This is a genomic window from Acinetobacter sp. Tol 5, assembly GCF_019702905.1.
GTDB classification, from domain to species: domain Bacteria; phylum Pseudomonadota; class Gammaproteobacteria; order Pseudomonadales; family Moraxellaceae; genus Acinetobacter; species Acinetobacter bereziniae.
The window spans coordinates 4200598-4224222 of sequence record NZ_AP024708.1; the positions used below are offsets into that span (position 1 = coordinate 4200598).

At 39.5% G+C, this 23625-nt stretch carries 17 protein-coding genes; 9 read left to right on the forward strand and 8 right to left on the reverse strand.

The window, feature by feature from the left end; all coding sequences use genetic code 11:
* Positions 1–12 precede the first annotated feature (12 nt).
* The 4 genes from TOL5_RS19550 to TOL5_RS19565 all read left to right on the forward strand — a co-directional run bounded on the left by TOL5_RS19550 (position 13) and on the right by TOL5_RS19565 (position 2488).
* Positions 13–462, forward strand: coding sequence for a DUF2147 domain-containing protein (locus TOL5_RS19550; RefSeq protein WP_058970997.1), 450 nt, complete (start codon positions 13–15; stop codon positions 460–462).
* Positions 463–751: 289 nt separating this feature from the next.
* Complete coding sequence (locus TOL5_RS19555) at positions 752–1720, forward strand: DnaJ C-terminal domain-containing protein (RefSeq protein WP_004825326.1); 969 nt, start codon at positions 752–754, stop codon at positions 1718–1720.
* Positions 1721–1760: 40 nt separating this feature from the next.
* On the forward strand, positions 1761–2099 hold the full coding sequence (locus TOL5_RS19560) for a chaperone modulator CbpM (protein ID WP_009587211.1): 339 nt from the start codon (positions 1761–1763) through the stop codon (positions 2097–2099).
* Between the two features lie 119 nt (positions 2100–2218).
* Positions 2219–2488 carry a YdcH family protein gene (locus TOL5_RS19565; protein WP_004825328.1) on the forward strand — a complete coding sequence of 90 codons (270 nt, stop codon included), beginning with the start codon at positions 2219–2221 and terminating at the stop codon, positions 2486–2488.
* Positions 2489–2495: 7 nt separating this feature from the next.
* On the opposite strand, the gene TOL5_RS19570 is transcribed toward TOL5_RS19565, so the two are convergent.
* From TOL5_RS19570 to rpsO, 3 genes are all read right to left on the reverse strand, one after another.
* The gene (locus TOL5_RS19570; RefSeq protein WP_121775451.1) at positions 2496–3719 is read right to left on the reverse strand and encodes a magnesium transporter CorA family protein; all 1224 of its coding nucleotides are present in this window, start codon (positions 3717–3719) and stop codon (positions 2496–2498) included.
* 147 nt (positions 3720–3866) lie between these two features.
* Positions 3867–5954, reverse strand: a complete 2088-nt coding sequence (gene pnp / locus TOL5_RS19575; protein ID WP_171428672.1) for a polyribonucleotide nucleotidyltransferase — start codon at positions 5952–5954, stop codon at positions 3867–3869.
* Between the two features lie 255 nt (positions 5955–6209).
* Positions 6210–6479 (reverse strand): 30S ribosomal protein S15, encoded by a 270-nt coding sequence (gene rpsO, locus TOL5_RS19580; protein ID WP_004725514.1) that lies wholly within the window; start codon positions 6477–6479, stop codon positions 6210–6212.
* A 282-nt stretch (positions 6480–6761) separates the two neighbouring features.
* On the opposite strand from rpsO, the gene TOL5_RS19585 reads away from it, so the two are divergent.
* Complete coding sequence (locus tag TOL5_RS19585) at positions 6762–8060, forward strand: serine hydrolase domain-containing protein (protein ID WP_100884402.1); 1299 nt, start codon at positions 6762–6764, stop codon at positions 8058–8060.
* Positions 8061–8727: 667 nt separating this feature from the next.
* On the opposite strand, the gene recD is transcribed toward TOL5_RS19585, so the two are convergent.
* The 3 genes from recD to TOL5_RS19600 all read right to left on the reverse strand — a co-directional run bounded on the left by recD (position 8728) and on the right by TOL5_RS19600 (position 18080).
* Entirely contained in the window at positions 8728–10473 is a 1746-nt protein-coding gene (gene recD, locus TOL5_RS19590; protein WP_199934825.1) for an exodeoxyribonuclease V subunit alpha, read from the reverse strand.
* An 87-nt stretch (positions 10474–10560) separates the two neighbouring features.
* A complete protein-coding gene (locus TOL5_RS19595; RefSeq protein ID WP_162987724.1) occupies positions 10561–14355 on the reverse strand; it encodes a UvrD-helicase domain-containing protein in 3795 nt (1264 codons plus the stop codon).
* Positions 14355–18080: an exodeoxyribonuclease V subunit gamma gene (locus TOL5_RS19600; protein ID WP_121775455.1), complete on the reverse strand. Its 3726-nt coding sequence runs from the start codon at positions 18078–18080 to the stop codon at positions 14355–14357. Before TOL5_RS19600 ends, TOL5_RS19595 begins: the two co-directional genes overlap by 1 nt.
* A gap of 184 nt (positions 18081–18264) precedes the next feature.
* On the opposite strand from TOL5_RS19600, the gene TOL5_RS19605 reads away from it, so the two are divergent.
* Entirely contained in the window at positions 18265–18777 is a 513-nt protein-coding gene (locus tag TOL5_RS19605; protein ID WP_004825336.1) for a hypothetical protein, read from the forward strand.
* A gap of 351 nt (positions 18778–19128) precedes the next feature.
* Here TOL5_RS19605 and TOL5_RS19610 read toward each other — a convergent pair whose 3' ends face one another.
* Together TOL5_RS19610 and TOL5_RS19615 are read right to left on the reverse strand one after the other, a co-directional pair.
* A complete protein-coding gene (locus TOL5_RS19610) occupies positions 19129–19473 on the reverse strand; it encodes a hypothetical protein (protein ID WP_009587189.1) in 345 nt (114 codons plus the stop codon).
* 22 nt (positions 19474–19495) lie between these two features.
* On the reverse strand, positions 19496–20914 hold the full coding sequence (locus TOL5_RS19615; RefSeq protein ID WP_005034278.1) for a polyphosphate--AMP phosphotransferase: 1419 nt from the start codon (positions 20912–20914) through the stop codon (positions 19496–19498).
* A gap of 201 nt (positions 20915–21115) precedes the next feature.
* Between TOL5_RS19615 and TOL5_RS19620 the strand changes: the two genes are divergently transcribed.
* The 3 genes from TOL5_RS19620 to TOL5_RS19630 all read left to right on the forward strand — a co-directional run bounded on the left by TOL5_RS19620 (position 21116) and on the right by TOL5_RS19630 (position 23624).
* Entirely contained in the window at positions 21116–21823 is a 708-nt protein-coding gene (locus tag TOL5_RS19620; protein ID WP_042089076.1) for an FFLEELY motif protein, read from the forward strand.
* Between the two features lie 153 nt (positions 21824–21976).
* On the forward strand, positions 21977–22921 hold the full coding sequence (gene ubiE / locus TOL5_RS19625; protein WP_005034279.1) for a bifunctional demethylmenaquinone methyltransferase/2-methoxy-6-polyprenyl-1,4-benzoquinol methylase UbiE: 945 nt from the start codon (positions 21977–21979) through the stop codon (positions 22919–22921).
* Positions 22922–22952: 31 nt separating this feature from the next.
* Positions 22953–23624, forward strand: coding sequence for a ubiquinone biosynthesis accessory factor UbiJ (locus TOL5_RS19630; protein WP_121774355.1), 672 nt, complete (start codon positions 22953–22955; stop codon positions 23622–23624).
* Position 23625 lies beyond the last annotated feature (1 nt).

The following is a 23625-nucleotide window of genomic DNA, read 5'->3' on the forward strand; positions in this document are numbered from 1 at the left end:
CAAGGATGTCCAATGAAAATAAAAGCACTTGTTATGTTCAGTTGCCTGTTGTTTACAGGCTTGACACAAGCAGCAGATCTTGCAGGTAAATGGAAGGCGATTGATGACAAAACTGGCTATTCCAGAGCAGATGTTGAAATCAGTAAAAATCCAAATGGGACTTATAGCGGTAAAATTTATAATACCCGCCCCCTGCCCAATAGCCCTTTAGTGGGATATTGCCATAAATGCAAAGGCAATCTAAAAGACGCCCCAATCGTTGGCTTGAAAATTATTGATGACTTTAAACAAAGTCCAGATAATCCTAGTGAATATGTTGCAGGACATGTTTTAGACCCATTATCTGGCAATGTCTATTCGGGTAAAATTAAAATTAATCCTAAAGGCACCCGATTAACACTCCGTGGATATATTGGAATTTCCTTATTGGGTCGATCTCAAACTTGGGTCAGAATTGAATAATTGTGGTTAATTATAAAAAAAGCGCTTCGGCGCTTTTTTTATAATATTTTTGATGTGAGTTCACAGGATTCATCTTTTTGGATACATTTATTTTTCAATGAATATTACATGATACAAAGCCGTCATCATGGCTTATACCCTTTTTTATCTTAATGCATTTTGACTCACGATGATGCCAATATGACTCAAAAATAAGTTTTGAAACAATAACCACACTAAGTTACTCTTCCATCTGCCTAAAAAAAGGCATAAAAATAGAATAAAGTTAAACAAAATAATGACCTGAACTATGGCAAAAAACTATTACGAAGATTTAGGTGTTTCTCGAACTGCGACACCAGATGAGATAAAAAAGGCATATCGAAAATTAGCGCGCAAATACCACCCTGACGTGAGTAAAGAGGCAGATGCCGAAGCCAAAATGCAAGCAATCAATGTGGCTTACGACACATTAAGCAATGAAGAAAAGAAAAAACAATATGATTTTGAGTTAGACAATCCTTACGCAAATGCAAGTGGCTTCGGTGGGCAATCTTCAGGGCAAGGTGGTTTTGATGGTAGTCAGTTCCATCGCAGTTATAGTCAAGGTGGTGGCGAAGACTTTAGTGGCTTTGAAGACCTATTTGGTCGCTTTGGCAGTGGTTTTGGTGGTGGGCGCTCACAAGATTTTGGACAAAGAGGCTCTCAACAGCAACGTAGTTATCGAGGTGAGGATCAACATGCCAGTATTCAAATTCCTGTAAATATTGGTTATGAAGGTGCAACACAAAGCATTACCTTGCAAATTCCAACTTACAATGCTTATGGTGAGCCTGAAGTACAGCGAAAAACCTTGCAAGTTAAAATCCCAAAAGGCATGAAAGAAGGACAGCAAATTCGTCTGTCCAAACAAGGTCAAGCGGGTATCAATGGGGGTGAAAATGGTGATCTGTATATTGAAATTCAATATCAAGACACTGACCGCATTCGCGTTGAAGGCGCTGACGTTTACTACACAGTTGATGTCACACCTTGGGAAGCAGCGCTTGGTCAAAGTATTGAAATCGACACCCCTGCTGGTAAAGTCAAAGTCACTGTTCCAAAAAATGCCAAAAATGATCAACAGTTACGCCTAAAAGACAAAGGCATACCCAATAAGACACCCGGGCATCTTTATTTGGTGATCAATATTGTTTATCCCAAAGTCACCACAGACCAACAGCAAAAAGCATATCAAGATTTTGCAGATGCTTTTAATGACTTTCACCCACGTTCATAATTTTTATAGATGCATATAACGATGCTAAAGGAGAGCAATCATGACAACCATTCAATATCGTGAAATTGTCTATGACGGTTTCCATGATGCGGAAATCGTAGATGAAAACATAAATTTAGATCTCAAACATTTTGCTGAAGCATGCGGTCAAAGCCCTGAATGGATTTTGCAATTATTGGAATATGAGATTTTACCTGCACGCCCAGAAAATCGTATCCATCAATTTTTTGGAGAAGATATTTCACGAGCACGTCGAGCCTACCGCTTGCAACGTGACTTTGAAGCCAGTCTATCTGCTGTCGCGATGATGATGGATTTACTTGACGAGGTTCAACAATTACGCAAACAAGTCAAACACCTTCACCTCCATGCTCATTAATTCATTTCAAAATGTTAATGCCTAGTGACAGGTTAATATTTAACCTGTCATGATGCAGAACTTGTCTTTCCGTTTTTGTTTGATTGTTAGAATTTTTATGCAAGAGGTTATAGGCGCTAATGAATTCGAAAGTAATGAATAAAAAGTTGAAACACATGTTCCCAGAATATCGTGATCTCATGTGTATGCTAAAACAAGAAGATCCACATTTTGCCAAGCTTTTAATTGATCATGATGAACTGGATCGTGAAATCAGTCATCTTGAACTTGATCCCCTCAATCATATTCATGAAAATATTGAGCAACTTAAACGTAAAAAATTGAGATTAAAAGATCAACTCTATTTGATTTTACAAAAAACAGCTCATATCAATCCTCAACCAGAATAATATTTAATTATTTCAGTTTTGTGATTTTTTCAACTTCTTTCATGGTTTGTTTGATCGGCTCATAATCCAAAAACCAGAATAAATTCACGTGCTGATTTTTATGTTGTTGTGCCAACATATCAATCACACTTCTTTCACCACGTCCAACCAAATGACGGCGGTAAAAGTAGATTAATAAGCCGATCGTACATGCCAGCATCACCCCAAGCATAATCCAGAATCCCATTGGACTACGCAAACCGGGAATAAATTCAAAATTCATTCCATAAACACCCGTTAATAAGGTGAGTGGTGCAAATACCGCAGTAATAATGGCAAGTATTCGCATGTTTTCATTGGTTTGATTGGCGATCGCTGAAAAATGTAAATCAATTGCTGTTTGGATGGCTGTGCTCAATCTCACCGTATACTTTTGGATACGTTCGACATGGCTCACCAAATCATCGACTCGAACCAAAATAATATCTTGCTTTTCACTATGCTTTTTACCTTTTAAATGGGCATAGTTTTCAACAATTTCATCTCGAAGTTCCTGTAAAGAATCAATTTGTTCTTCACATAGGTTTTCAATTTGCTGAAAAACCATATTCTCTTGAAATAGCTGATGCCATTTTGAAAAGCGACGATTGCCTTGCAAAAGTTCTTGTTGCCAAAACTCGACACGGCGTGAAAGCGGATTGCGCAAATCTAGATAGCCATCAATCATGCTATTTAATAAACGTAACGCTAAATCTAAGGGTGTTCTCGGGAGTTTGCGTGGTTTGTTTTGCTCTTCTAAATCCTTATTCATGATATTCAGGATACGAGCTAAATAGCTTTCAAAGGCATGATTGCCCTGCTCACGTACGGTGATTAAAGCTTGAGGGGTAATAATAAAACTGACTGGAGATGTCGCTAAACCAAAAACACGATCATGTTGTTCTAATGCCGTGTCACCACTACTGATCTGATCATCTGGGGTAATCAGTTTCCGAAAAATTAATAAATCATAATCTTCCATCGTATCAAAGGCACATGGGTGTTCGATGTTTAAAATATCTCGAATATGATATTCATTGAGATGAACGTCCGTATCATTATGAATTTCTTTTTGCCATTGCTCCGCACGATTAACTACATCTTCACGCGTACAATCCACCCAAACGAACTGTTGTTCTGCATCGAGCACAGGTTGTTTCTGAATACAAGTATAAGGTTCATCAGGATGCTGAAAAAAATAGAAACTTTGCATATTCACAGTAATTATTGATCTTTCTTGCTATGCATCATGCCATAAAAAAAGCCCTGAGCAAGCCAAAGTTGTTACTTTGGCAAAACTCAAGGCGGGCTTTTTTTATTAGACTTTAAACAAACTAAAAAGGTCTAAAGCCTTGCAAGCTTATGCTTGGTCTACATCTTTCATCGTTAATTTAATACGACCACGGTTGTCTACATCAGCAACTTGAACTTTAACATCTTGACCTTCAGCCAAAATATCTGTCACGTTTGCAACACGTTCATTTGAAATTTGTGAGATGTGAAGTAAACCATCTGTACCCGGCATAATGTTTACAAATGCACCGAATTCAACAATACGAATCACTTTACCTGGGTAGATTTTACCTGGTTCAACTTCTGCTGTAAGTGCTTGGATTTTTGCAACCGCTGCTTGAGCTGCTGCTTTAGTTTCACCAAATACACGTACTGTACCGTTGTCTTCGATATCAATTGCCGCTTTAGTTTCTTCAGTGATTTGACGAATTGTCGCACCACCTTTACCAATCACATCACGGATCTTATCAGGATTGATGTTGATCACTTGGAATGTTGGCGCATGCATTGAAATTTCAGGGCGAGCACGTGAAATCACTTGGTTCATTGCGTTAAGAATATGCATACGACCTGCATATGCTTGATTCAACGCAACTTCCATAATTTCTTCTGTGATTCCTTCGATTTTGATGTCCATTTGAAGTGCAGTAATACCGTTTGCAGAACCTGCGACTTTAAAGTCCATATCACCTAAGTGGTCTTCATCACCTAAGATGTCAGAAAGCACAGCAAAGCGCTCACCTTCTTTTACGAGACCCATTGCAATACCAGCAACTGGCGCTTTAAGTGGAACACCTGCATCCATAAGTGACAATGATGCACCACATACAGAAGCCATTGAAGATGAACCATTTGATTCAGTAATGTCAGACACGATACGAATCACATACGGGAAGCGATCAGCGGGTGGAAGTACCGCTTGAACACCACGGCGAGCCAAACGACCATGACCAATTTCACGGCGTTTAGGACCAGATTCACGACCTGTCTCACCCACAGAGTATGCAGGGAAGTTATAGTGCAACATGAAGTTGTCAGTTTTTGTACCCGCTAAAGTATCAACCATCAATGCATCACGTGTATTACCTAAAGTCGTTGTAACCAACGCCTGAGTTTCACCACGCGTAAACAATGCTGAACCATGAGCACGATCCAATACACCTACTTGTACGTCTAATGCGCGAACAGTTTTGGTATCACGACCGTCAATACGTGGTTTACCTGAAAGGATATTGTCACGCACTGTACGGTATTTTAAATCTTCAAAGAGTTCATTTAAGTCGTCAGCGATACCATCAACATCTTCTTCTGGAACAAACTGCGCAACAGCCTCAGCTTGTAAAGCATCTAATGCAGCATAACGGTCATGCTTAACCGCAATGGTATATGCTTCAGAGATTTTCGCTTCAAATGCATCTTTTAATTTTGCACGAAGGTCTTCGTTTTTAACTGGAGCAGTCCAAGTTGACTCTGTTGCACCTGCAGCTGCTGCAAATTCTTTAATCGCTTGGATCGCAATTTGCATTTCATCATGACCGAAAAGCACAGCACCCAACATTTGGTCTTCTGAAAGCTCTTTCGCTTCAGACTCAACCATCAATACCGCAGACTCTGTACCTGCAACAACAAGATCAAGATCAGATTGAGCAAGCTGTTCTAAATTTGGGTTAAGAACATATTCACCGTTGATTAAACCAACACGCGCACCACCGATTGGACCACGGAAAGGTGTGCCAGCGATAGCTAAAGCTGCTGAAGTACCCAACATTGCAGCGATATCGGCTTCCATTGTTTTATCAGAAGAAACAACTGTAGCAGTCACTTGGATTTCGTTATAGTAACCTTCAGGGAACAATGGACGAATTGGACGGTCAATAAGACGAGAAATTAAAGTTTCTGACTCTGAAGCACGACCTTCACGCTTACCATATCCACCTGGGATACGACCTGCAGCATATTGTTTTTCTTGATAGTTTACTGTAAGTGGGAAAAAGTCTTGTCCTGCTTTAGCAGTAGGTTGTGCAACGACAGCTACAAGAACAGTTACACCACCCATAGTGATCAATACAGTGTTTGCTTGACGAGCAACGCGACCTGTTTCTAATACAACTTGATGTTGACCATATTGAAATTCTTTACGAATAACATTAAACATTGACATGTATTTTTGTTTCCTAATTTTATTCTAGTGGAGACCCCTAAGGTTTGGCATTCATATCTGTTACATAAATGACAAAGCTTAGAAGCCGACCTCACTAGACAATAAATCTTTATTTAGACTAATTTTAAACACGAAGAAGGAGCGAATATTCGCCCCTTCCCTTTTATCCAGTAAATACTGGATAGACTTTAGTTTTCATCAATACAGCATTCAGCATGCAATAATCCGAAAATAAAAGTTTAAATCGAATTAACGACGTAAACCTAAAGCAGCAATCAAATCGCTATAACGAGTAGCATCTTTACCTTTAAGGTAGTCAAGAAGCTTACGACGTTGGTTAACCATACGGATCAAACCACGACGGCTATGATGGTCGTGTTTGTGTTCTTTGAAGTGACCTTGCAAATCATTGATTTGAGCAGTCAATAAAGCAACTTGTACTTCTGGTGAACCAGTGTCATTTTCAGCACGAGCGAATTTTGCAACGATCTCTGCGCGATCTGCGTTTGTTAAAGCCATTCGATTTCTCCGAGATGCTTAATTTAAATACTTGATACAAATCAAATTGATTCTTCAAAACCAATTTAACTGCCGTGCATCACTACAGCAGGGACTTATTTTAAAGGAAGTATGTTGAGATTGCAAAAATATTGTACATCTCAGTTCTAGCAAGTTTCACTTGATGATAAAAGCACATCAATATTGCACTTTTTTTACACAGTGCATGGCAATTCGGACACAGACATTTATCTCGACTCAGTTCACACTTGTTCTGAATAAAAATAAGCATGGACAACGATTGTGAAGTTATTTTCGACCAACACCTGTTTTGTACCCAAGGATTTGGGCAGCATCACCAGTAGTAAAAATGAAGTTCATCCTGAACTCGGGGGAATGACATTAAAACAAGTAGATAAAATCTGGCAGAGTATTGAGCACCTTTATCAAACAGGTAATCACCCCCTGATCAGTGTGTGTTTAAGACGTAATGGTCAAATCATATTGAACCGCAGTTTGGGGCACACCTCAGGAAACTCTGCGGATGGTTTAGCCAAAAATGCTGTGATTGCAAGTCCAGATACCCCCATTTGCTTATTTTCAGCATCCAAAATGATTACCGCCATCTTGATTCACATGTTAGATGAAACAGGTGAAATCAACTTATTGGACCCGATCAGTCATTACATTCCTGAATATGCACAAAATGGCAAACGCCGTGCCACAATCTTTCATTTACTGTCGCATCGTGGTGGCATTCCACGTATAGAAATGGAAGTCACCCCAGAGCTCTTATTTGATAAAGATCAAATTTTACAATATCTCTATGCTGCACAGCCGATTTCCCCTGCAGGCTCACATTTAGCTTACCATGCAGTCACAGCAGGTTATATTCTCGGTGAATTGATCGAGCGCGTGACTGGGCAAGATCTCCGTCAATTCCTCCATGAAAAAATTGAAAAACCCATGAATATGCCGTTTTTCAATTATGGTTTAAAACCTGAATATCGCGATCAAGTCGCGCTGAATTATCCGACTGGTGTGCATCCAAAACTTGGAACTGATTTATATTTAAATCATGTTTTAGGTGGGGGATTACAACTTGCGGTAGATGTAACCAATGATCCACGCTTTATGGATACTGTCTGCCCTGCTGGCAACATCTATACCAGTGCAGAACAAGCCAACCGTTTTTTTGAAATGTTGTTGAATGGCGGAGAATATCAGGGCAAACGGATCATGAGCCCAGAAACGGTTTTCCGTGCAACGCTACCAACATCCACCACCAATATTGATCGAACACTACTTGCCCCTATGCGCTATGCATTAGGTCCAATGTTAGGCAGCAATCCTTTGGGTATTTTTGGTCCAATGACAGGACAAGCGTTTGGTCATCTTGGATTTTCCAATATCTTATGCTGGGCTGATCCTCAACGCGATATTAGTGTCAGTATTTTAAATACAGGAAAAGCCGTCATGGGTACACATATTCCTGCTTTGGCACAAACACTTTATCAAATTTCCAATAACTGCCCTAAAATCCCGAAAGCACAACGTCGTGCTGTATTTGGTACAGATCGTACTGAAACAGAATTGGTTTAAATCAGAAAGTAAGATATGAAAAAGCCCTAAGATTACTCTTAGGGCTTTTCCGTTGCGCTGTAGTTTCTTGTTTAGTTATTGTCGGTATCTTATTTATTATCTTTATTGTGCTCTCGACACTTATTGTTTTATCACTGACATTCATTTTCACAACCATGTGACCAATTATGTCCATATATGACTTATTATGCATGTCAAATATGTAAGACAAAAGTCGTATTTAACTCATCTTTATGTGAGAAATTGCGTACAGAAAAATGACCGTGGTGAGTTTCATAAAAAGCCTTTTAAAATGTGATAGATGACATAATAAATGTAGATTTCAAGTATAATTTTTAATCTAAACTAACAAAAATAAAAGATGAACCTATCATAATTTGAAAACTAGAGTGGCAATCCCTTGGCAATAAAAAAGCCCTGTAGTCTCTCCCAAAACTACAAGGCTTAGCGGCTGTAAGTTTCCTCTTTTATTACTTACTTTCTTGTAAGTTCGCAGTCTCACGACTTCAAGTTGTTCTTATTTTGCGATTTTACTCAACGATCCTTGCCGAGCTCTTTATGGCTTCATCATCTCAAAAACTAACATGAAGCTCTATGCGCAAATCTCTCGAATTCATGTAAGCAATTTCGTACAATGTTCAAATTATCAATTTAAACTTCAAAATAATTATACCGCATTAACCATCCTAACCAATCCACTAGTACGTGTGGTTGCTATATTCAGAGATTGTACAAATGCGCTTTGATCCACCAAGAGACTGACCACAGATTTGGCTCGTGTAATTGCGGTATAAATCAACTCTTGACTTAATAGCCGAGTTGCTGCCGAATCTAAAACCACTGCAGTATGAGTAAATTCTGAGCCTTGTGATTTATGAATCGTCAGTGCAAAAGCCGTCTGCATTGCTTTAGGCAAACGAGTTGCAGGAAACCATTTATCCAAGCTAGGGAAATAGACTTCGAATTGTCCCTGCTGTTTACGGTGTTTCAGACAAATCCCAATATCTCCGTTAGAGAGTCCTAATTGGTAATCATTGTAGGTCATCATCACAGGACGCCCCACATACCAATCACCTCGTTTGGATAGGGTCGGAATATATTCAAATAAAGCTTTTTCCATTTCTGTATTTAAACTGTTTAAACCCATTACCCCATGACGTATCGCGGTGAGAATCCGGTAACTGTCAAACGCGTGTACAACCATCTTGGCTTGATCATGTTCTGTGTCGGTATTCAAATAAACCTGAAGGCTTTCAAAATAAGTATGGAAACCTAAACTTAATTTCTTGTAGTAGCCCGCTAAATCAGCTTGCGCAATTTTTTCAGGAAGATACTCAAGTTGAATGACATCTTGCATGTCTGGTAATAAATCGACTGGTTTAAGTTCTCCTGCAACAACCACCTCTTGTTCAAAGTGTGCTAAAAGTTGCGATGGAGCAGTATCCAGCGTTTTTTGCATTTGAATAAACTTTGCCATTTTCCCAATCAATGCACCTTCTTTAAAGCGTTGACTGGTCATTAAATTGACCCGATGATCAGACAAAGTTTCCATCTGTTGTAGATCAGCAAGGACTGCACCGACATCCACTGAAGCCAATTGATTTGCATCGCCCAACAGGATTAAACGTCCATGTTCAGGAATCGCCTCAAACAGCATGGTTGCTAAATTTAAATCCAGCATTGAAGCTTCATCTACAACCACAACGTCATAAGGCAGTGGTTGGCGTTGGTTAAAGCTCGGGGTCTGTTGATGACCTAATCCCAACAAACGATGCAAGGTCATCGGATTAAATAGATTTTGACTTAAACCAAAATGTTGTAATTTAGGATCAGACAAGGACTTCTGCAAAGCTTCCCCCATACGTTGTGCAGCTTTTCCTGTAGGTGCTGCCATCGCGATCCGAATATCTGGAGTTGCTTGATACAATACGGCAATGATTCTTGCCAAAGTATAGGTTTTACCTGTACCCGGTCCCCCCGTAATCATACTCAAAGCCGATTTCGCGACCATAGCCAAAGCCGCTTTTTGATAAGCATCAGTCAATAGTTCATCAAATTCCGAAACATCCACCTGAGCAGTAGATTGCACACTCAGACGTTTAATTTGTTGTGCCAAGCGTCTCTCAAGTTGCCAATAACGATAGAGATAAAGATATTCATGATCTTGTACAAACGGCGCAACTGCACTTTCTGGATTGTCTGCGTGAATCATCAAGGACTTTAACCCTGTTGTATTTTTATCCTTTGCGGGAATACAACTATCACCCTGAGTACTTGCCAAAAGTATTTCTTGTGCCAGTTCAAGTGCATGTTCATCTAATTTAGGGCTTGTGGAATACTGTGTTAAAACATATTTACTCCATGTCTCAATCCATTGTGGGACTTGGCTTTCTAAATCCTGTTGATTTTCCACACAGTTATCCTCAGAGTTATCTACAAGGTTTTCAACATAGTTATCCACACGATAACCTATTGTTTATACAGTTTTTCAAACAACTATTCACACAATTTCACTAGATTTATCCTCAACAAAATAGCCCAGTATCGCATCTAATCTCAAAATAAACTCTGTGGTGGGGCGCCAGAAATAATAGCCTTGACCGACTTGAGCATTCATACCACGTAAATACAAATAAGTTGCACCACCTAAATCCCGTTCAATTTGGTAGTCTTCAAGTTGGATTTTTAAATAGCGATGTAAAGCCACCAAATATAACGCTGCCTGCAACCAATAACTGGCATGTGACATACTCTCTTGAACGGCTTCAGAGGTATAGTTGTTTTGATCCGCACCCAGAAAATTACTTTTATAATCGGCAATATGATATTGCTGCCCATCAAAGAAAACCAAATCAATTGAGCCGTTGAGATAACGGGCTGAACGAGCATCATTAAACTCAGGCATTTTTATTCCGTACTCATCAAATAACTGATAAATCCGTTGAATTGCCAAAACTCGATCTGAAAGCGATAAATAGAATGGGAACTCAGCCAAATGTTGATGAGGTTCAAGCTGTTTTAATTGGAAATTTTTGAGAATTGGTGTGGATAAGACCTCAGCCAGCCACTCAGCAACCCAAGTCAGCAAAGTTTCTTCAGCATTGGATTGAGCTAAAGCATTCTCCTCGACAGTTTGGTTTAAAAAAGCCAGTCGGTATTTTTCAAGCAATTCTGTCCACAAACTGGAGTAGTCATTTTTAAAACGTCGACGAATTTCAAGATGCCAATATCGTGTATCCTGAAAATCAATATGTTCGAAGATTTCATGCAAGAAATTTCCTGCAATGGTGCCCATTGGAAAATTGGCTTTGATCCATGCAATCGGTTGCTCAGGCTGTGTTTGCTGAATAATTTCAATCATCGGCTGTTGAATTTCATCTTCTGCACGGTCTTGCTTTTGTTCAGAAACTGCCAAGGCATCTTGAATTTGTTGTCGTGTTAAATGTTGGGCCAAAGCACTAAAACTGGTTTTTCCCCGCGGATAAAAACGCTGTGTTGGAAATGCTTGCGCAATTAATGGTAAAGGATCTTCAGAGTTAGGTTTTTCCAGTGCTTTAGGACGCTCAGTCAGTAAGTCTTCCATACAGCTACCGATATGCTGAAAAACATCAGCACCTTGACCCCGCCAAAATGCCAAGCCTGTTGTCGACTTTTCTTTGGTATCACTCAACATGGCATAAACACGATAACTGGCACGGGTCAACGCCACATACCACAAACGATGATGTTCTGCTAAAGCACGCTCATTATGTTGTTCGATATCTTTTTTATCCAGTAAATTACTGTCATTAATAGCCACCACACGCTGTTGTTCAGTCTGCCCTGTCTGGCTATTTAATTGGACTGCTGTCGAAAAGTTCAAGGTCTTATTGATTTCTTTAAAGTCTTTGTCTGCACCCAGTAAAAAAACAAATTTAAACTCTAAACCCTTCGATTGGTGAATGGTCATCAACTGGACCCCTGCCTCATTGGACAGTTTACGCTCCATTTCCCACTCTCGTTCCATTGGTGCAGTCAGCTGTTTTAAATACCAATGATAAAGATTTTGCGCACCTTGATATGTTTCACTGTGTTGGCTGAGCAGTTCAGTTAAATGACGTAAATTCACCACCACACGCTCATTATCACGACTACGCTTTTCCACCAGTTTTTTCCAGACCGCACACTGATTGAGTAGATATTGCCAAGCAGTTAAGAAACCTTGATTCAGCCATATTTCACGGACCTGATCAAACAACTCGATGTATTCACTTAAGCCATCTGCATGCTGTTCTAAGGCAATCAAATCTTTTAAGCTCAAACCGATCATACGACTTAATACGGCACGTTTTACTTTCGCTTCATGGTAAGGGTGCAAAATTGCAGTCAGTACAGCCCCAACATCATGGGCAATCTGACTTTCAAAAACACTTTTCTTTGAAGGTCGATTGGTGCGAATCCCCAGAAATTCTAACGCAGCTTGTGCCTTATCCAGCCCATCGTGGTTTTTCGATAAAATAGCAATGTCATTTTCATCTAGCGGACGCTGCGCGGATTTCTCCTTAAACAATAAACTGCCTTGAATACCTTGATTGAGCAAATCACGGATTTTCCATGCCACTTGTTCTGCTTCAAGCTGTTTATCTGCTAACTTGAGCCATCTTAAAGGTTGAGGATTTATCTGTCCCTGATCCAACATATCTGGATGGGGGCGACTGCCTGCTTGCACAGGGGTATAGATCACCTGCTCGCCAAAATCCATTTGTCTTTGAAATAAGGCATCGACCACCTCAACCAAGGGTTTTACTGAACGATGGTTATAGATCAAGTTATATTCATTGCCATCTTTACCAAACACATCCTGATGTGCTTTTAAAAAAGTCAGCATGTCCCCACCACGGAAACCATAAATCGCTTGTTTACGATCACCCACCATGATCATACAGCCATTCTTAACTCGACTTGGATGACGCCAAATTTGCGCTAACATATCGTCTTGATCTTGGTTGGTATCCTGAAACTCATCAACCAAAATTAAGGGATAACGTGCATGGACAAAAGTAGCAAACCGTTGTCCTTGTTCACCTTGTAAAGCTTCCGCAAGCGTTCGAATTTGCTGGGCAAAGGTTGTTTCACCCTTTTGCTGTAATAATTGTGGCAAGCGCTGCTTCACTTCTTGCGCCAAATAATATTTAAGAAAAGTATTGGTTCCGAGCAACTGATTTTCAAATACTTCGATTTGCGCATAGATACTCAACAGCTGTTGAATAATCGGATGTTGATAAAATCCCAGCTGTACATGTTCAGGGGCTGCTTTCTTAAATATCTGTTGTTCACGAAGCACTTTGATCAAAGTGGAAAAATCAGACTTTTCCACTGCCAACCCGGAACTCAAATAATGTTTATAGCCCTGTTGTTGGGTGGTTTGAATAATTTGTGGCAGACTCTTGGTAAAAATACGATGAAAACGATCACTCCTAAATTTTGTCCCATTACAAAACTTATAATAATCACCGTCCAATAAATAATAAGCTTCAAGTGTTTGTAACTGTTGCAATTGAATTTGCGACAGTTGTTCTATTGCCTGTTGAAATGATTGAGCATCCACAGTAGAAAATTGTGGCTCAACAAATTTTGCCGATGCGAAATTTAAACTTTGCTCAACTGTCGATGCATAGTAGTCGACACCATGTAACTCTCCTGCAAACATCAAACTATCGACAATATCTTGCGGTTGTTTTTGAATCCATGCCCTTAAAACATCGTGAATTAATTGATAAGTATAGCTTTTTGCATCATCAGTAATTTCTGCACGTTCAATCTTGCCACTTTCAAAAGCAAATTCACGTAATAGTTTTTGACTAAAGCTATCTAAGGTCCCCACAAACAATTCATCAAGTTGATCAATCACCAGTTTTAGACGTTCACAGGCATAAGCCACTTGCGATGCAAATGTTTTCAACAACTTAGAAAATAAAGGATCGGTTTCCTGCTGGGCTTTGTTTAAAACCTGTGATTCAGTCAGCTCTCGACAGGATTCAAAATAGTGAAACGTATCTTGTAAACGTGAACGAATCCGACTTTTCAACTCGGCAGCAGCTTTTCGAGTAAATGTGGTTGCAATCACTTGGCTTGGTAAGTATTTTTCTAAAAAAATCCGCACCATCAAACTGGACAAGGTATAGGTTTTACCTGTACCTGCAGAAGCTTCGATCCAATGTAAACCTGCAAAGTGCATATCTTCAATCGGTTGAATCGAAACCTGCTTTTTTTTGCTACTGGCTGTGTTACTAAGCGATAAATTTACGGAAGTCATCATGATTCCTCCGCAACAGTTTGATATTGATAAATGGGTTGATACAGATCATACGCAAATTGATCACAAGCATGCTTGAGCAGTGCAGTCGCATCTTGTTCTTGCAAAATAAATTGCCAATCCCGATGCTTTTTACTCCACTCCATTTCCGTCAAATCATAAGGCAAAAATGCATCACTTTTATTCCACTCATTGAGTATTACTGTGAAATCCTCAATCACTAAACGACCAGAGTCTTCAGCTATCCAAGTCAATGTTTTATTATTTTCAGTGAGCTTCAACAACAATGCAGCGGGCAATACCAAAGGTTCAGACTGCCCATAAGCAAAGGCTTTAAACCATGCCAGTAGATACTGTTTTGCTTGTGCTGAACTTAATCCTGTATTGATGATCGTCACATCACTAAATACCGCAATCCGTTGTAAACCTTTCGACTGTTCGGCATCCAGATTTAAATAACTCAGCCACAACAAATACTCTAACCAAACTTTAGTACGACGTTTAGCACGACCACTTGAGGCATCTAAACTGACCCAATCTGTGCGCTGCTGTTGAGGCAAGGTAATGTTCATAACCAAACCAGATTCAATCCGCCACTGACGCTGTGTGGTCAATGTCACTTCAGGCGCATAATGCTTTAAGCGTGCTTTTAAACTGTCTTGTTCAGCCAAGCCGATTTGCCAAGCACTGAGCTGGACCTTGCCTATTGGAAGTTGATTCTGCAATAACCGCATATCATTTACCGTCGCGTCATCTACAGAATGAACCGTCGCCTTTTGTAAAAAATCTCGGATTTGATAACGTGCCAAGCCATCCAAAATCAAAGGTTCATTCAATGCTGGCATATCATCTGCGCTTAGATTTTCAACCCCCAAGGTTTTTAAATATAATCGTGCAGGGAAGGTCATATCTTGAATCCACTGCCCTGCATCCAATACCATAATATCGTCTTGAGCTGATGGATAAGGTGTATTCACCCAAGCATCACGTTGAGCCAATGCCTCTGTTTGACGAATCTGTTGTGCGACTTGGAACCATTGGTCCTGATAACGGATGGACTGTTGGGATTCAAAACCAGAAGGCTCAAAGGGCTGTAAAGTATGGACATGGTATAAAGTTTGAATCTGTTCTGGCACTTCAATTCCATCTAAGGACACGGTTTGTGCTACAGCAGTCAAATTCTCAGGTGTTGTATTTGCTAGAGATACTGATTGCAAATGATCGGCTTGACTAATAAAGGCAATATGATTGATCAACTCTTGTAAGACACTCGATGGATCTCGAACTTCACCATCACTGACATCAAAGCCATTGTAAAATAACCATAGATTTTCTTGTGCCAACAGTAAAGCATCTAAAAATGCACCTTGATCATCATCCAAACGTGAACGATCACCCAACTGTGGTTTAAGGATTTGCATTAAGTCGAAAGGGACATGAACATCACGATCTGGGAATTTACCGCCATCCAAATTTAACAGTACGATCAGCTTATAAGGCAGCGGGCGAATTTGTCCGATCTGACTAAACGTAATCTGCCCTGTCGGTAAAGCCTGATCAATTTGCCCCTCTAATAAGTTTTGAATTTCATTGAGTAAATATACCAAAGGCAAATCAATATCTTGGAGAATAGACTGTTCTTGCTCGTCATAGAAACTCGCCAAAGTCAGCATACGTTCTTGTTTTTTTACGATCTCACGTACCGTTTTTAAAGATTCGACACCTGCTTGTTCAAATTCAACAATATCCTGCATCAGCAATTTTAACCACGCTTCCACATTACATTTTAATGTGGTTTGCTTGCCGAGCTCATGTGCAATCATCCAATCTCTACGATGATCAAAATCTTGGTAAATCTGTACCAAGGTCGTGATCAGCTCAAAATCAGCTGTAAAGACTTGTGCATAACTCAATACATTTTCAAATAATCGGTGTTCTGGAATTGCAATGCCCAATACCAAACGATCCAATGCAAATTTAAAACTAAAACGAAAATCATCGTCATCTTGACTCAACGAACGTTTTAAGTGTTGCGCATCTAAACCACGTTTAAATCCAGCATTGATCAGCAATTCAATCATGCGTTCTGTATTAGCAATATCTAAATCATAACGTAATTGAGTCGCAGTTAAACTTAACCAATCTGCAAAATCCTCAATGCTAAAACGACTTTCAATCAATTGAATACGTCCTAACACAGCGCGCCAAGCATTATGAGCATCCAATGCCGTCACTCCTGCAATTTTCACAGGCAAATAAACACTGTCCTGATTCGGTGTATGTGGGAATACACTGCGAATCAGTGGCTCAATTTGTTTTAAGTCTGGCACTAAAACTAAAATATCATTTGGACGACGAGGCTGATCTAACGAGCTTTTGGCTAACCAAGCAATCAATTGATCTCTCAGTACTTCAAGTTGTCTTAATGCAGAATGACATACATGAATCTGAATCGAATCATCCTCTTTTGCGATTGGATAAGCATGTGCCTCTGGCTCAACTAAATAAAGAATATCGGACTGGAGTTTAGTCAATAAATTAATCGGTTGTTCATCGACAAAAGCATCTACCCACTGTCCTTCTTCTCCAGAAGAAAGGTTGGAAAGAATCGAAAAATGATCACGCGCTTGTTTGCCAAAACGTGTCAATAAAGGATGACGAGATTCTCGAATTTCAGCATTAAAATTTAAGGTAAATTCATCGAAAAATTTTTGAATATCCGCATCTGTTGCATTGGGATTTTTGCCAATAAAGCGTTCTTTAACCCTTAAATCGTATTGTTTTTTCCAATTTGGATCGACACTGTCTGCCCAGTATTCTTGTGATGGATTGTAATGTAAAATCACCACATCCAGATATTGTCCAAGTCGTCTCAAAAACTGTAATTGACTGGGTGGCAAATCCAACAAGGTAAAGACAATCAGTTGACTTGGTAATTTTTTTAAAGCCTGTAGTCGTTGTTGAACATCCTCCATCACATGCCAAAAATCAGCATCAATACTCTGCATTTCAATAAAATCATCATGAAATGTATGTTGCCATAACCAACGTTGCCAGTTTTCCAGTTCTTGTGCCTGATTCAGCGTAAATGCTGAAATCTGCTGATTGGTCTTAAAAAATTGCTGTTCTAAATTCAGTGCTTCTCCACGCCCCCATTGCGCCAACCAATTACTTGGGCACTGACAAGCTTGATTCTGCGGACAACCACGTACACAATCAGCACGGTACAACATATAGTGACTAAACAGTTTTGAAACCTGCTCAGACACCCAATACAACATACTTTGCTTTTTCAGTTGTTTATCTAAACCTTGTTGTAACTGTGAAGCGGCGTCATAGATCCGTTGAATAATAGAATGCAACGGATGGTCTTCAGCCAGACTATTTTCCTCATGTTCAATAAAGCTTTTTAAAGTCTGATAAATCCGCCACTTCATAATCAGACGTGGAATATTGGCTTTACGTACTTTGTCTTTATCATCAAGTACTTGTTGATAAGCAAACCATTGAAATCCACGGATACGCTGATGAAATTGGCTATTGGCGCTAATGCCCTGTTGTTCTGCGATACGTTGACTTAACCACTCCTGCACCGCAGGACTGGGTACAATAAAATGTTGCGTTTGCAAAACTGCAAAAGGATTTTTGGATGGCCGAATGGTATTTTGCAAAAGCCCTTGCACCAAGACATCAATGCGTTGGCTTTGAATCACATGTATTGCCATAATTCCTCAACTTTCAATATTCTATTGTCTATGTTCATGCACAAAACATAAACATTCGCCACTATACAACAACAATATACTATGGCATTTTTAAAACATTATTTGGAAATAACTTCACAATTTCAAGCTCAAACATGAGTTTCCAGAAATATGACAAAAAGCTTGAAACATAGGTATTTGATTTATGAAAATTGATAAAATTCCAGACTCGATTGATCCCACCTTGAATCTAGAACAGATTCGTGAAGAATGCTTAGAACTTGTCAAAAAGCGTTCCTATGTCTCCGCAGGTGCAGCTGTTGTACCAGTGCCATTTTTTGATGTGGTCATTGATGTCGGTATGTTGTCTTTCCTGATTCCTGAAATCAATGCTCGCTTTGGTTTAGCACCAGATCAAATCAGTGTTTATGATCCTGCCACCAAGAAAATCCACTGGAATGAACTGCGCAAACGTGGTTTCGAATTTTCAGGTTTAGTGGTGGCACGTACTGCTGTTAAAGCATCCTTTAACAATATGGCTGCAAAAATCATCACCAAACAAGTGACCAAATTCATTCCGCTTGGTGGTTCAATTATTGCTGCAAGTTTAGGCTATATTGTCATGAAAAAAGTGGCTGAAACGCATGTAGATGAATGTTATAAGCTTGCCAAAGGCATTCAGCAAAAACAACAAGCCAGCGTTGTTAAATATTCATAATCTCTATTTATACACTCATAAAGCGCGACTTAGTCCGCTTTATGAGACAAATCAACATAAAAAAATGAACATAGAAAAAGAAAATTTGTCATTCAAGCACAAAGCGATTTTTGATCCACGCCTCAACTTTTTTACGTTGAATTATATAGGCAAACCGCCTGATTATTCATACAAGTGATTTAGATGATTCATTTATTTCGCCCTTTTGAATCTATAGATGGTCTTGCTATCGTGAAGCGACATGGATGTCGCCATGTTGAGCGGGGGTATATAGGATGTACCCCTCGCTCAACGAAAGATTTTTGTCACTTTTCATCTCTGAAAAGTGAGGCATCGCCTACGCAAAACAATTTAAACTTTAGCACTAAAGCGTGGCAGTGCAAGCTTTAGATCATCAAAATATTGAATGACCTCAGGATTTTTCGAGAAACTCAATACAACCCAGACCGCTCTTAAACTGCCGATATCATGATTGCTTAAATCATAGAGCTCATTGCACAGTTGATATTTAGCCAAACAATTGAGCAAAAAATTATCGACCTCATTCGTAGAAAGCAGGTGCAATTTCTGTGCATTTTTACGATCAGGTAAGTATGAATCATTATCTAGTTTTCGAAGCAACTGCTGAATTAATTTTTCACTCGGCAGAGTTAAATGCTGTTTATGATCAAGCAAAATCTTTTGTAATGTTCTCATACCTACCAACGCCTAAGAATTTTCAATCTGCTTTTAGCTGTTTGAGAATGGCTTTCAACACTTGAATACGCGCTGAATATTTGTCGTTGGTTGCCACTATATGCCAAGGCGCGTATTCAGTATTGGTTCGTTCAAACATATCCGCCGCTGCATTTAAATACTCATCCCAATGTCCACGATTACGCCAATCTTCAGGTGTAATCTTAAAGCGTTTATGCGGTGTTTGTTCACGGGCTTTAAAACGGGCTTCTTGCTCTTCTTTACTGATCGCTAACCAGAATTTAACCAATACCGTTTGGTTGTCTACCAAGTCCTTTTCAAAACGATTGATTTCATCATAAGCACGTTGCCACTCAGCAGGTTTGGCAAAGCCTTCTATACGTTCAACCAAGACCCGTCCATACCAAGTTCGATCAAAAATACTGATTTTTTCCTCTGGTTGAATCTTAGTCCAAAAACGCCATAAATAAGGTCGACGCAACTCATATTGTTCAGGTGCTGCGATGGTATAAATTTCGTATTCGCGAGGGTCAAGATTTTTGACAATACGTTTGATTGCTCCACCTTTGCCTGCCGCATCCATACCTTCAAATGTCACCACAACATTTCGAGAATCGTTTCGCAACGCTTCTGAAACTTTTTTAGTGAGCTTTTTTAATTCATCCTTATACTGATCTTTATCTAATTCATCCGTCGCTGGTTGTAATAATGCTTCTGGAACAGCCGTTTGTTTCCATTTAGTTCTGACCGTGGTTTTATGCTTGGGTAACTTTTTCAATGCTTGTAAAATATACTGCGCAAATTGCTGATCTCTTGAAATACAATCATCACAGTCAATCACATACCAATCATCAGTAAAACGTTGTCGCAACTTTTGTACGGTGTCGTATTGTTTCTTATTGCGCCAATCCAGCCCCATGAGCTTATGCCAACGTTGTTCAGATGAATCCATTGAATCTAAACGTTTTTGCAAACTTTTCCATGGTAAGTCAAACCACACTTTAATTACATCGACATGGTTATTTTTAAGGTCTTGTTCAAAAGCACGCATGTTTTCGATATAAGCATCGAACATGGTTTCATCTAAGGGCTTAGAAACATGCATGGCGGTTGACAACAAATCACTGTACCAATTCCCAAAAAAAATCTGAATTTGACCTTCAGATGGGATATGCCGTGCATAAGGCTGCCAAAAACTTTGTTTGTTGCTAAATAAGCTCGGTGGATCTGCTTTAACACGTAAATAACGTGGATCAACCCATTCACGTAACTGTTTAACAGCTTCCCCTTTACCTGCCAGCTCAATTCCACTGACTAAAATGACTAAACTTTTGGCATTGTTTTTGTCTTTGGAATTCTTTAACGCATATTGCGCCTCAATCAAATCAACGGATAATTCTTCTTCATCACGCAACGCAAACGGTAATTGTTCTTCAATCATCTGCTTCTCTACTTATCTGAAGGTTTTATCGAGTATACCCATTCGCAAAAAACAGAGTTATATATTTTCTGTACAAAAAAATGCATTTTTGCCGATTTAAAAATCCACTGACCATATTTCTCTATTGTTTTTTCACTTTTGTCATAGTGCTATCCCTAAACTAGCTTTATCCTGTAAATAAACGAAATTCAGAGTTTTTGTATGTCAAAACTTGCTGCGCTTGATCAGCTTTTAGAACAATACCAACAATTCAGCTATCACACTGACCCGGTTTTAAAACAACGTCTGCATGAAGCACAGGATTGGTTAAAAGCCCGTATCCAAAACACTCATCATGATTTGTTTAATCAAAAAGAGAATCAATTGATGGCGAAGTATTTCATCAATCGTTTATACGGTGGACCTGAATTTGATGATTTGGCGATACAGATTGAACGTTTGCTGAAATATGCTCATAAGGCTGAAAAAATCATTCCTGAAAATGCCATCAAAACCGGACTAAAATCTGTTGGTTTGGCTGTACTTGCCATGCAGCTGGATGAGCAAGTCGCAGCTCAATTACTCAAAGACTATCCTGCACATCAAATCATTGATGATGAAATGATGCGACTGACTTTGTTAAAACTCGATCAAGCTGAAGCTCGCCAACAACAGTTGAGCTTACTGGATGATTTAGGGAGTGCACTCGATAAGTATATGCGTTCATTTATTATGCATACCGCTTTTAAAATGTGTAAAGGTACGGCAACAAAATATAAATTTGAATTGATGTATGACTTTATTGGTGAAGGCTTTGTTGCCATGAAACCCATGAAATCTGCTGCTCAATTTATCCATGAATTTACGCTCAAAGAACGAGAGATTGTTGAAAAAGTCCATCGTGGCGATCCCAATCCTTTTCAAATTTAATCTATTCCACCATGCCCTCAGACCGATCTTTAGGATCGGTTTTTTGTATATTATTCATAACAATTGCATCATGAGCACTGCAAAATTTTGCAGAATCTGTCATTATGCAGTGCAATATAAAATTTCCTATTTTTGTGTTCAGGAGTGACTCAAATGTCGAATGAAAACCAAAAGCCAACAGCATCAGCTGAAACGGCAACAAATACAGACAAAGTGAGTCCATTTCTAAGTGAACCATTACCGCAAGGTGCGCCTCAGGGGCAACAGCAATCATTACAACAGCAGATGACGGATACACCTGTGTCAGGTCAAGTGCCTAAATATAATCTGCCACGTGGTGCAAATACAGGCAATGTCGGTGCAACAACCCACTTCGGTTATTCCACTGTAAACAGTGAAGAAAAGGCACAAAAAGTTGCCGAAGTATTTCATTCTGTGGCAAGCAAATATGACATCATGAACGACCTGATGTCATTTGGTATTCATCGTTTATGGAAACGCTTTGCAATTAACATGTCTGGCGTGCGCCGTGGGCAACATGTACTTGATATTGCAGGTGGAACGGGTGACTTAGCCAAAGTTTTCAGTCGTGAGGTCGGTCCTACGGGTCATGTGGTCTTGTCAGATATTAATGAGTCAATGTTGAATGTTGGTCGTGATCGTTTGATCGATGCTGGCTGTACCAATGTTGACTTTGTTTTGGCAAATGCTGAAACATTGGAACCTTTTGCTGACAACAGTTTTGACTTGCTTACCATCAGCTTTGGCTTACGTAATGTCACCGATAAAGATGCTGCATTACAAGCTATGTATCGTGTTTTAAAACCAGGTGGTCGCTTACTGATCCTTGAGTTTTCTAAACCTGTGTTTGAACCATTTTCAAAACTATACGACCTCTATTCATTTACCGCATTGCCGATCATGGGTAAAATTGTGGCGAATGATTCTGAAAGCTATAAATATTTAGCAGAATCAATCCGTATGCATCCAGATCAACGTACATTAAAAGGTATGATGGAAAATGCGGGCTTCCAAAACTGTGATTATCACAATTTAACGGGTGGTATCGTTGCGGTACACCGTGGTTTCAAACTGTAATTTTCCAAGATAGCACAAGCAAGGTTGGGTTATGTGGTCAATTCTGGCACTCGGTGCAGTTGAACGGTTCATCAATCATGGGATTAATTTGGATGCGATTACTCGCATTCAATTCAATCAGTTACAAGGTAAACTGTTACGTGTCGTGATGGATGCGCCTCAGCTTTCTGTCGATGTTTTTTTTGATGAACATAAAGTTCGTCTTGAACCGACCGTAACGGGCAAAAGTGAAACGCCTTCTGTTTTTGAACAGCGTCCTTTTGATCAAAACCGTACTATTTCAGAAGCGACGGCAACATTACACGTTAAAAATGTGGTTGAACTGGTCAAGTTATTTATTGCCGATGAGATTGGCAATATTCCTTTACAGGGCGATTATCATCTTTTGCAGGATATTCAAAAGATTATCCAACAGGCTGAACCTGATTTAGCATCACAATTAAGCCCATGGATTGGTCCTGCACTTGCCCATGAAATTGCAAAGATTCAATTTGCGCCTCAACATCTAAAGCGCTCTTTACAAAGCCATTTATTTTTTGCTGAAGATTTTTTAAAAGAAGACAGTGGCATTTTTGCTCCACGTTGGCAAATGGATGATCTGCAACACGATACGCGTCTGCTTAATCAAAATATTGATCGCATTGAAGCAAAAATCCAACAACTCCAAGCTTTACTTAATTCCCACCAAGATCAGGTAATTTAAT

Bases quoted from the DNA above. Each gene is read 5' to 3' on its own strand.
- TOL5_RS19550 (WP_058970997.1), top strand. From the start codon at position 13: ATGAAAATAAAAGCACTTGTTATGTTCAGTTGCCTGTTGTTTACAGGC.
- TOL5_RS19555 (WP_004825326.1), top strand. From the start codon at position 752: ATGGCAAAAAACTATTACGAAGATTTAGGTGTTTCTCGAACTGCGACA.
- TOL5_RS19560 (WP_009587211.1), top strand. From the start codon at position 1,761: ATGACAACCATTCAATATCGTGAAATTGTCTATGACGGTTTCCATGAT.
- TOL5_RS19565 (WP_004825328.1), top strand. From the start codon at position 2,219: ATGAATTCGAAAGTAATGAATAAAAAGTTGAAACACATGTTCCCAGAA.
- TOL5_RS19570 (WP_121775451.1), bottom strand. From the start codon at position 3,719: ATGCAAAGTTTCTATTTTTTTCAGCATCCTGATGAACCTTATACTTGT.
- pnp (WP_171428672.1), bottom strand. From the start codon at position 5,954: ATGTTTAATGTTATTCGTAAAGAATTTCAATATGGTCAACATCAAGTT.
- rpsO (WP_004725514.1), bottom strand. From the start codon at position 6,479: ATGGCTTTAACAAACGCAGATCGCGCAGAGATCGTTGCAAAATTCGCT.
- TOL5_RS19595 (WP_162987724.1), bottom strand. From the start codon at position 14,355: ATGACTTCCGTAAATTTATCGCTTAGTAACACAGCCAGTAGCAAAAAA.
- TOL5_RS19600 (WP_121775455.1), bottom strand. From the start codon at position 18,080: ATGGCAATACATGTGATTCAAAGCCAACGCATTGATGTCTTGGTGCAA.
- TOL5_RS19605 (WP_004825336.1), top strand. From the start codon at position 18,265: ATGAAAATTGATAAAATTCCAGACTCGATTGATCCCACCTTGAATCTA.
- TOL5_RS19610 (WP_009587189.1), bottom strand. From the start codon at position 19,473: ATGAGAACATTACAAAAGATTTTGCTTGATCATAAACAGCATTTAACT.
- TOL5_RS19615 (WP_005034278.1), bottom strand. From the start codon at position 20,914: ATGATTGAAGAACAATTACCGTTTGCGTTGCGTGATGAAGAAGAATTA.
- TOL5_RS19620 (WP_042089076.1), top strand. From the start codon at position 21,116: ATGTCAAAACTTGCTGCGCTTGATCAGCTTTTAGAACAATACCAACAA.
- ubiE (WP_005034279.1), top strand. From the start codon at position 21,977: ATGTCGAATGAAAACCAAAAGCCAACAGCATCAGCTGAAACGGCAACA.
- TOL5_RS19630 (WP_121774355.1), top strand. From the start codon at position 22,953: ATGTGGTCAATTCTGGCACTCGGTGCAGTTGAACGGTTCATCAATCAT.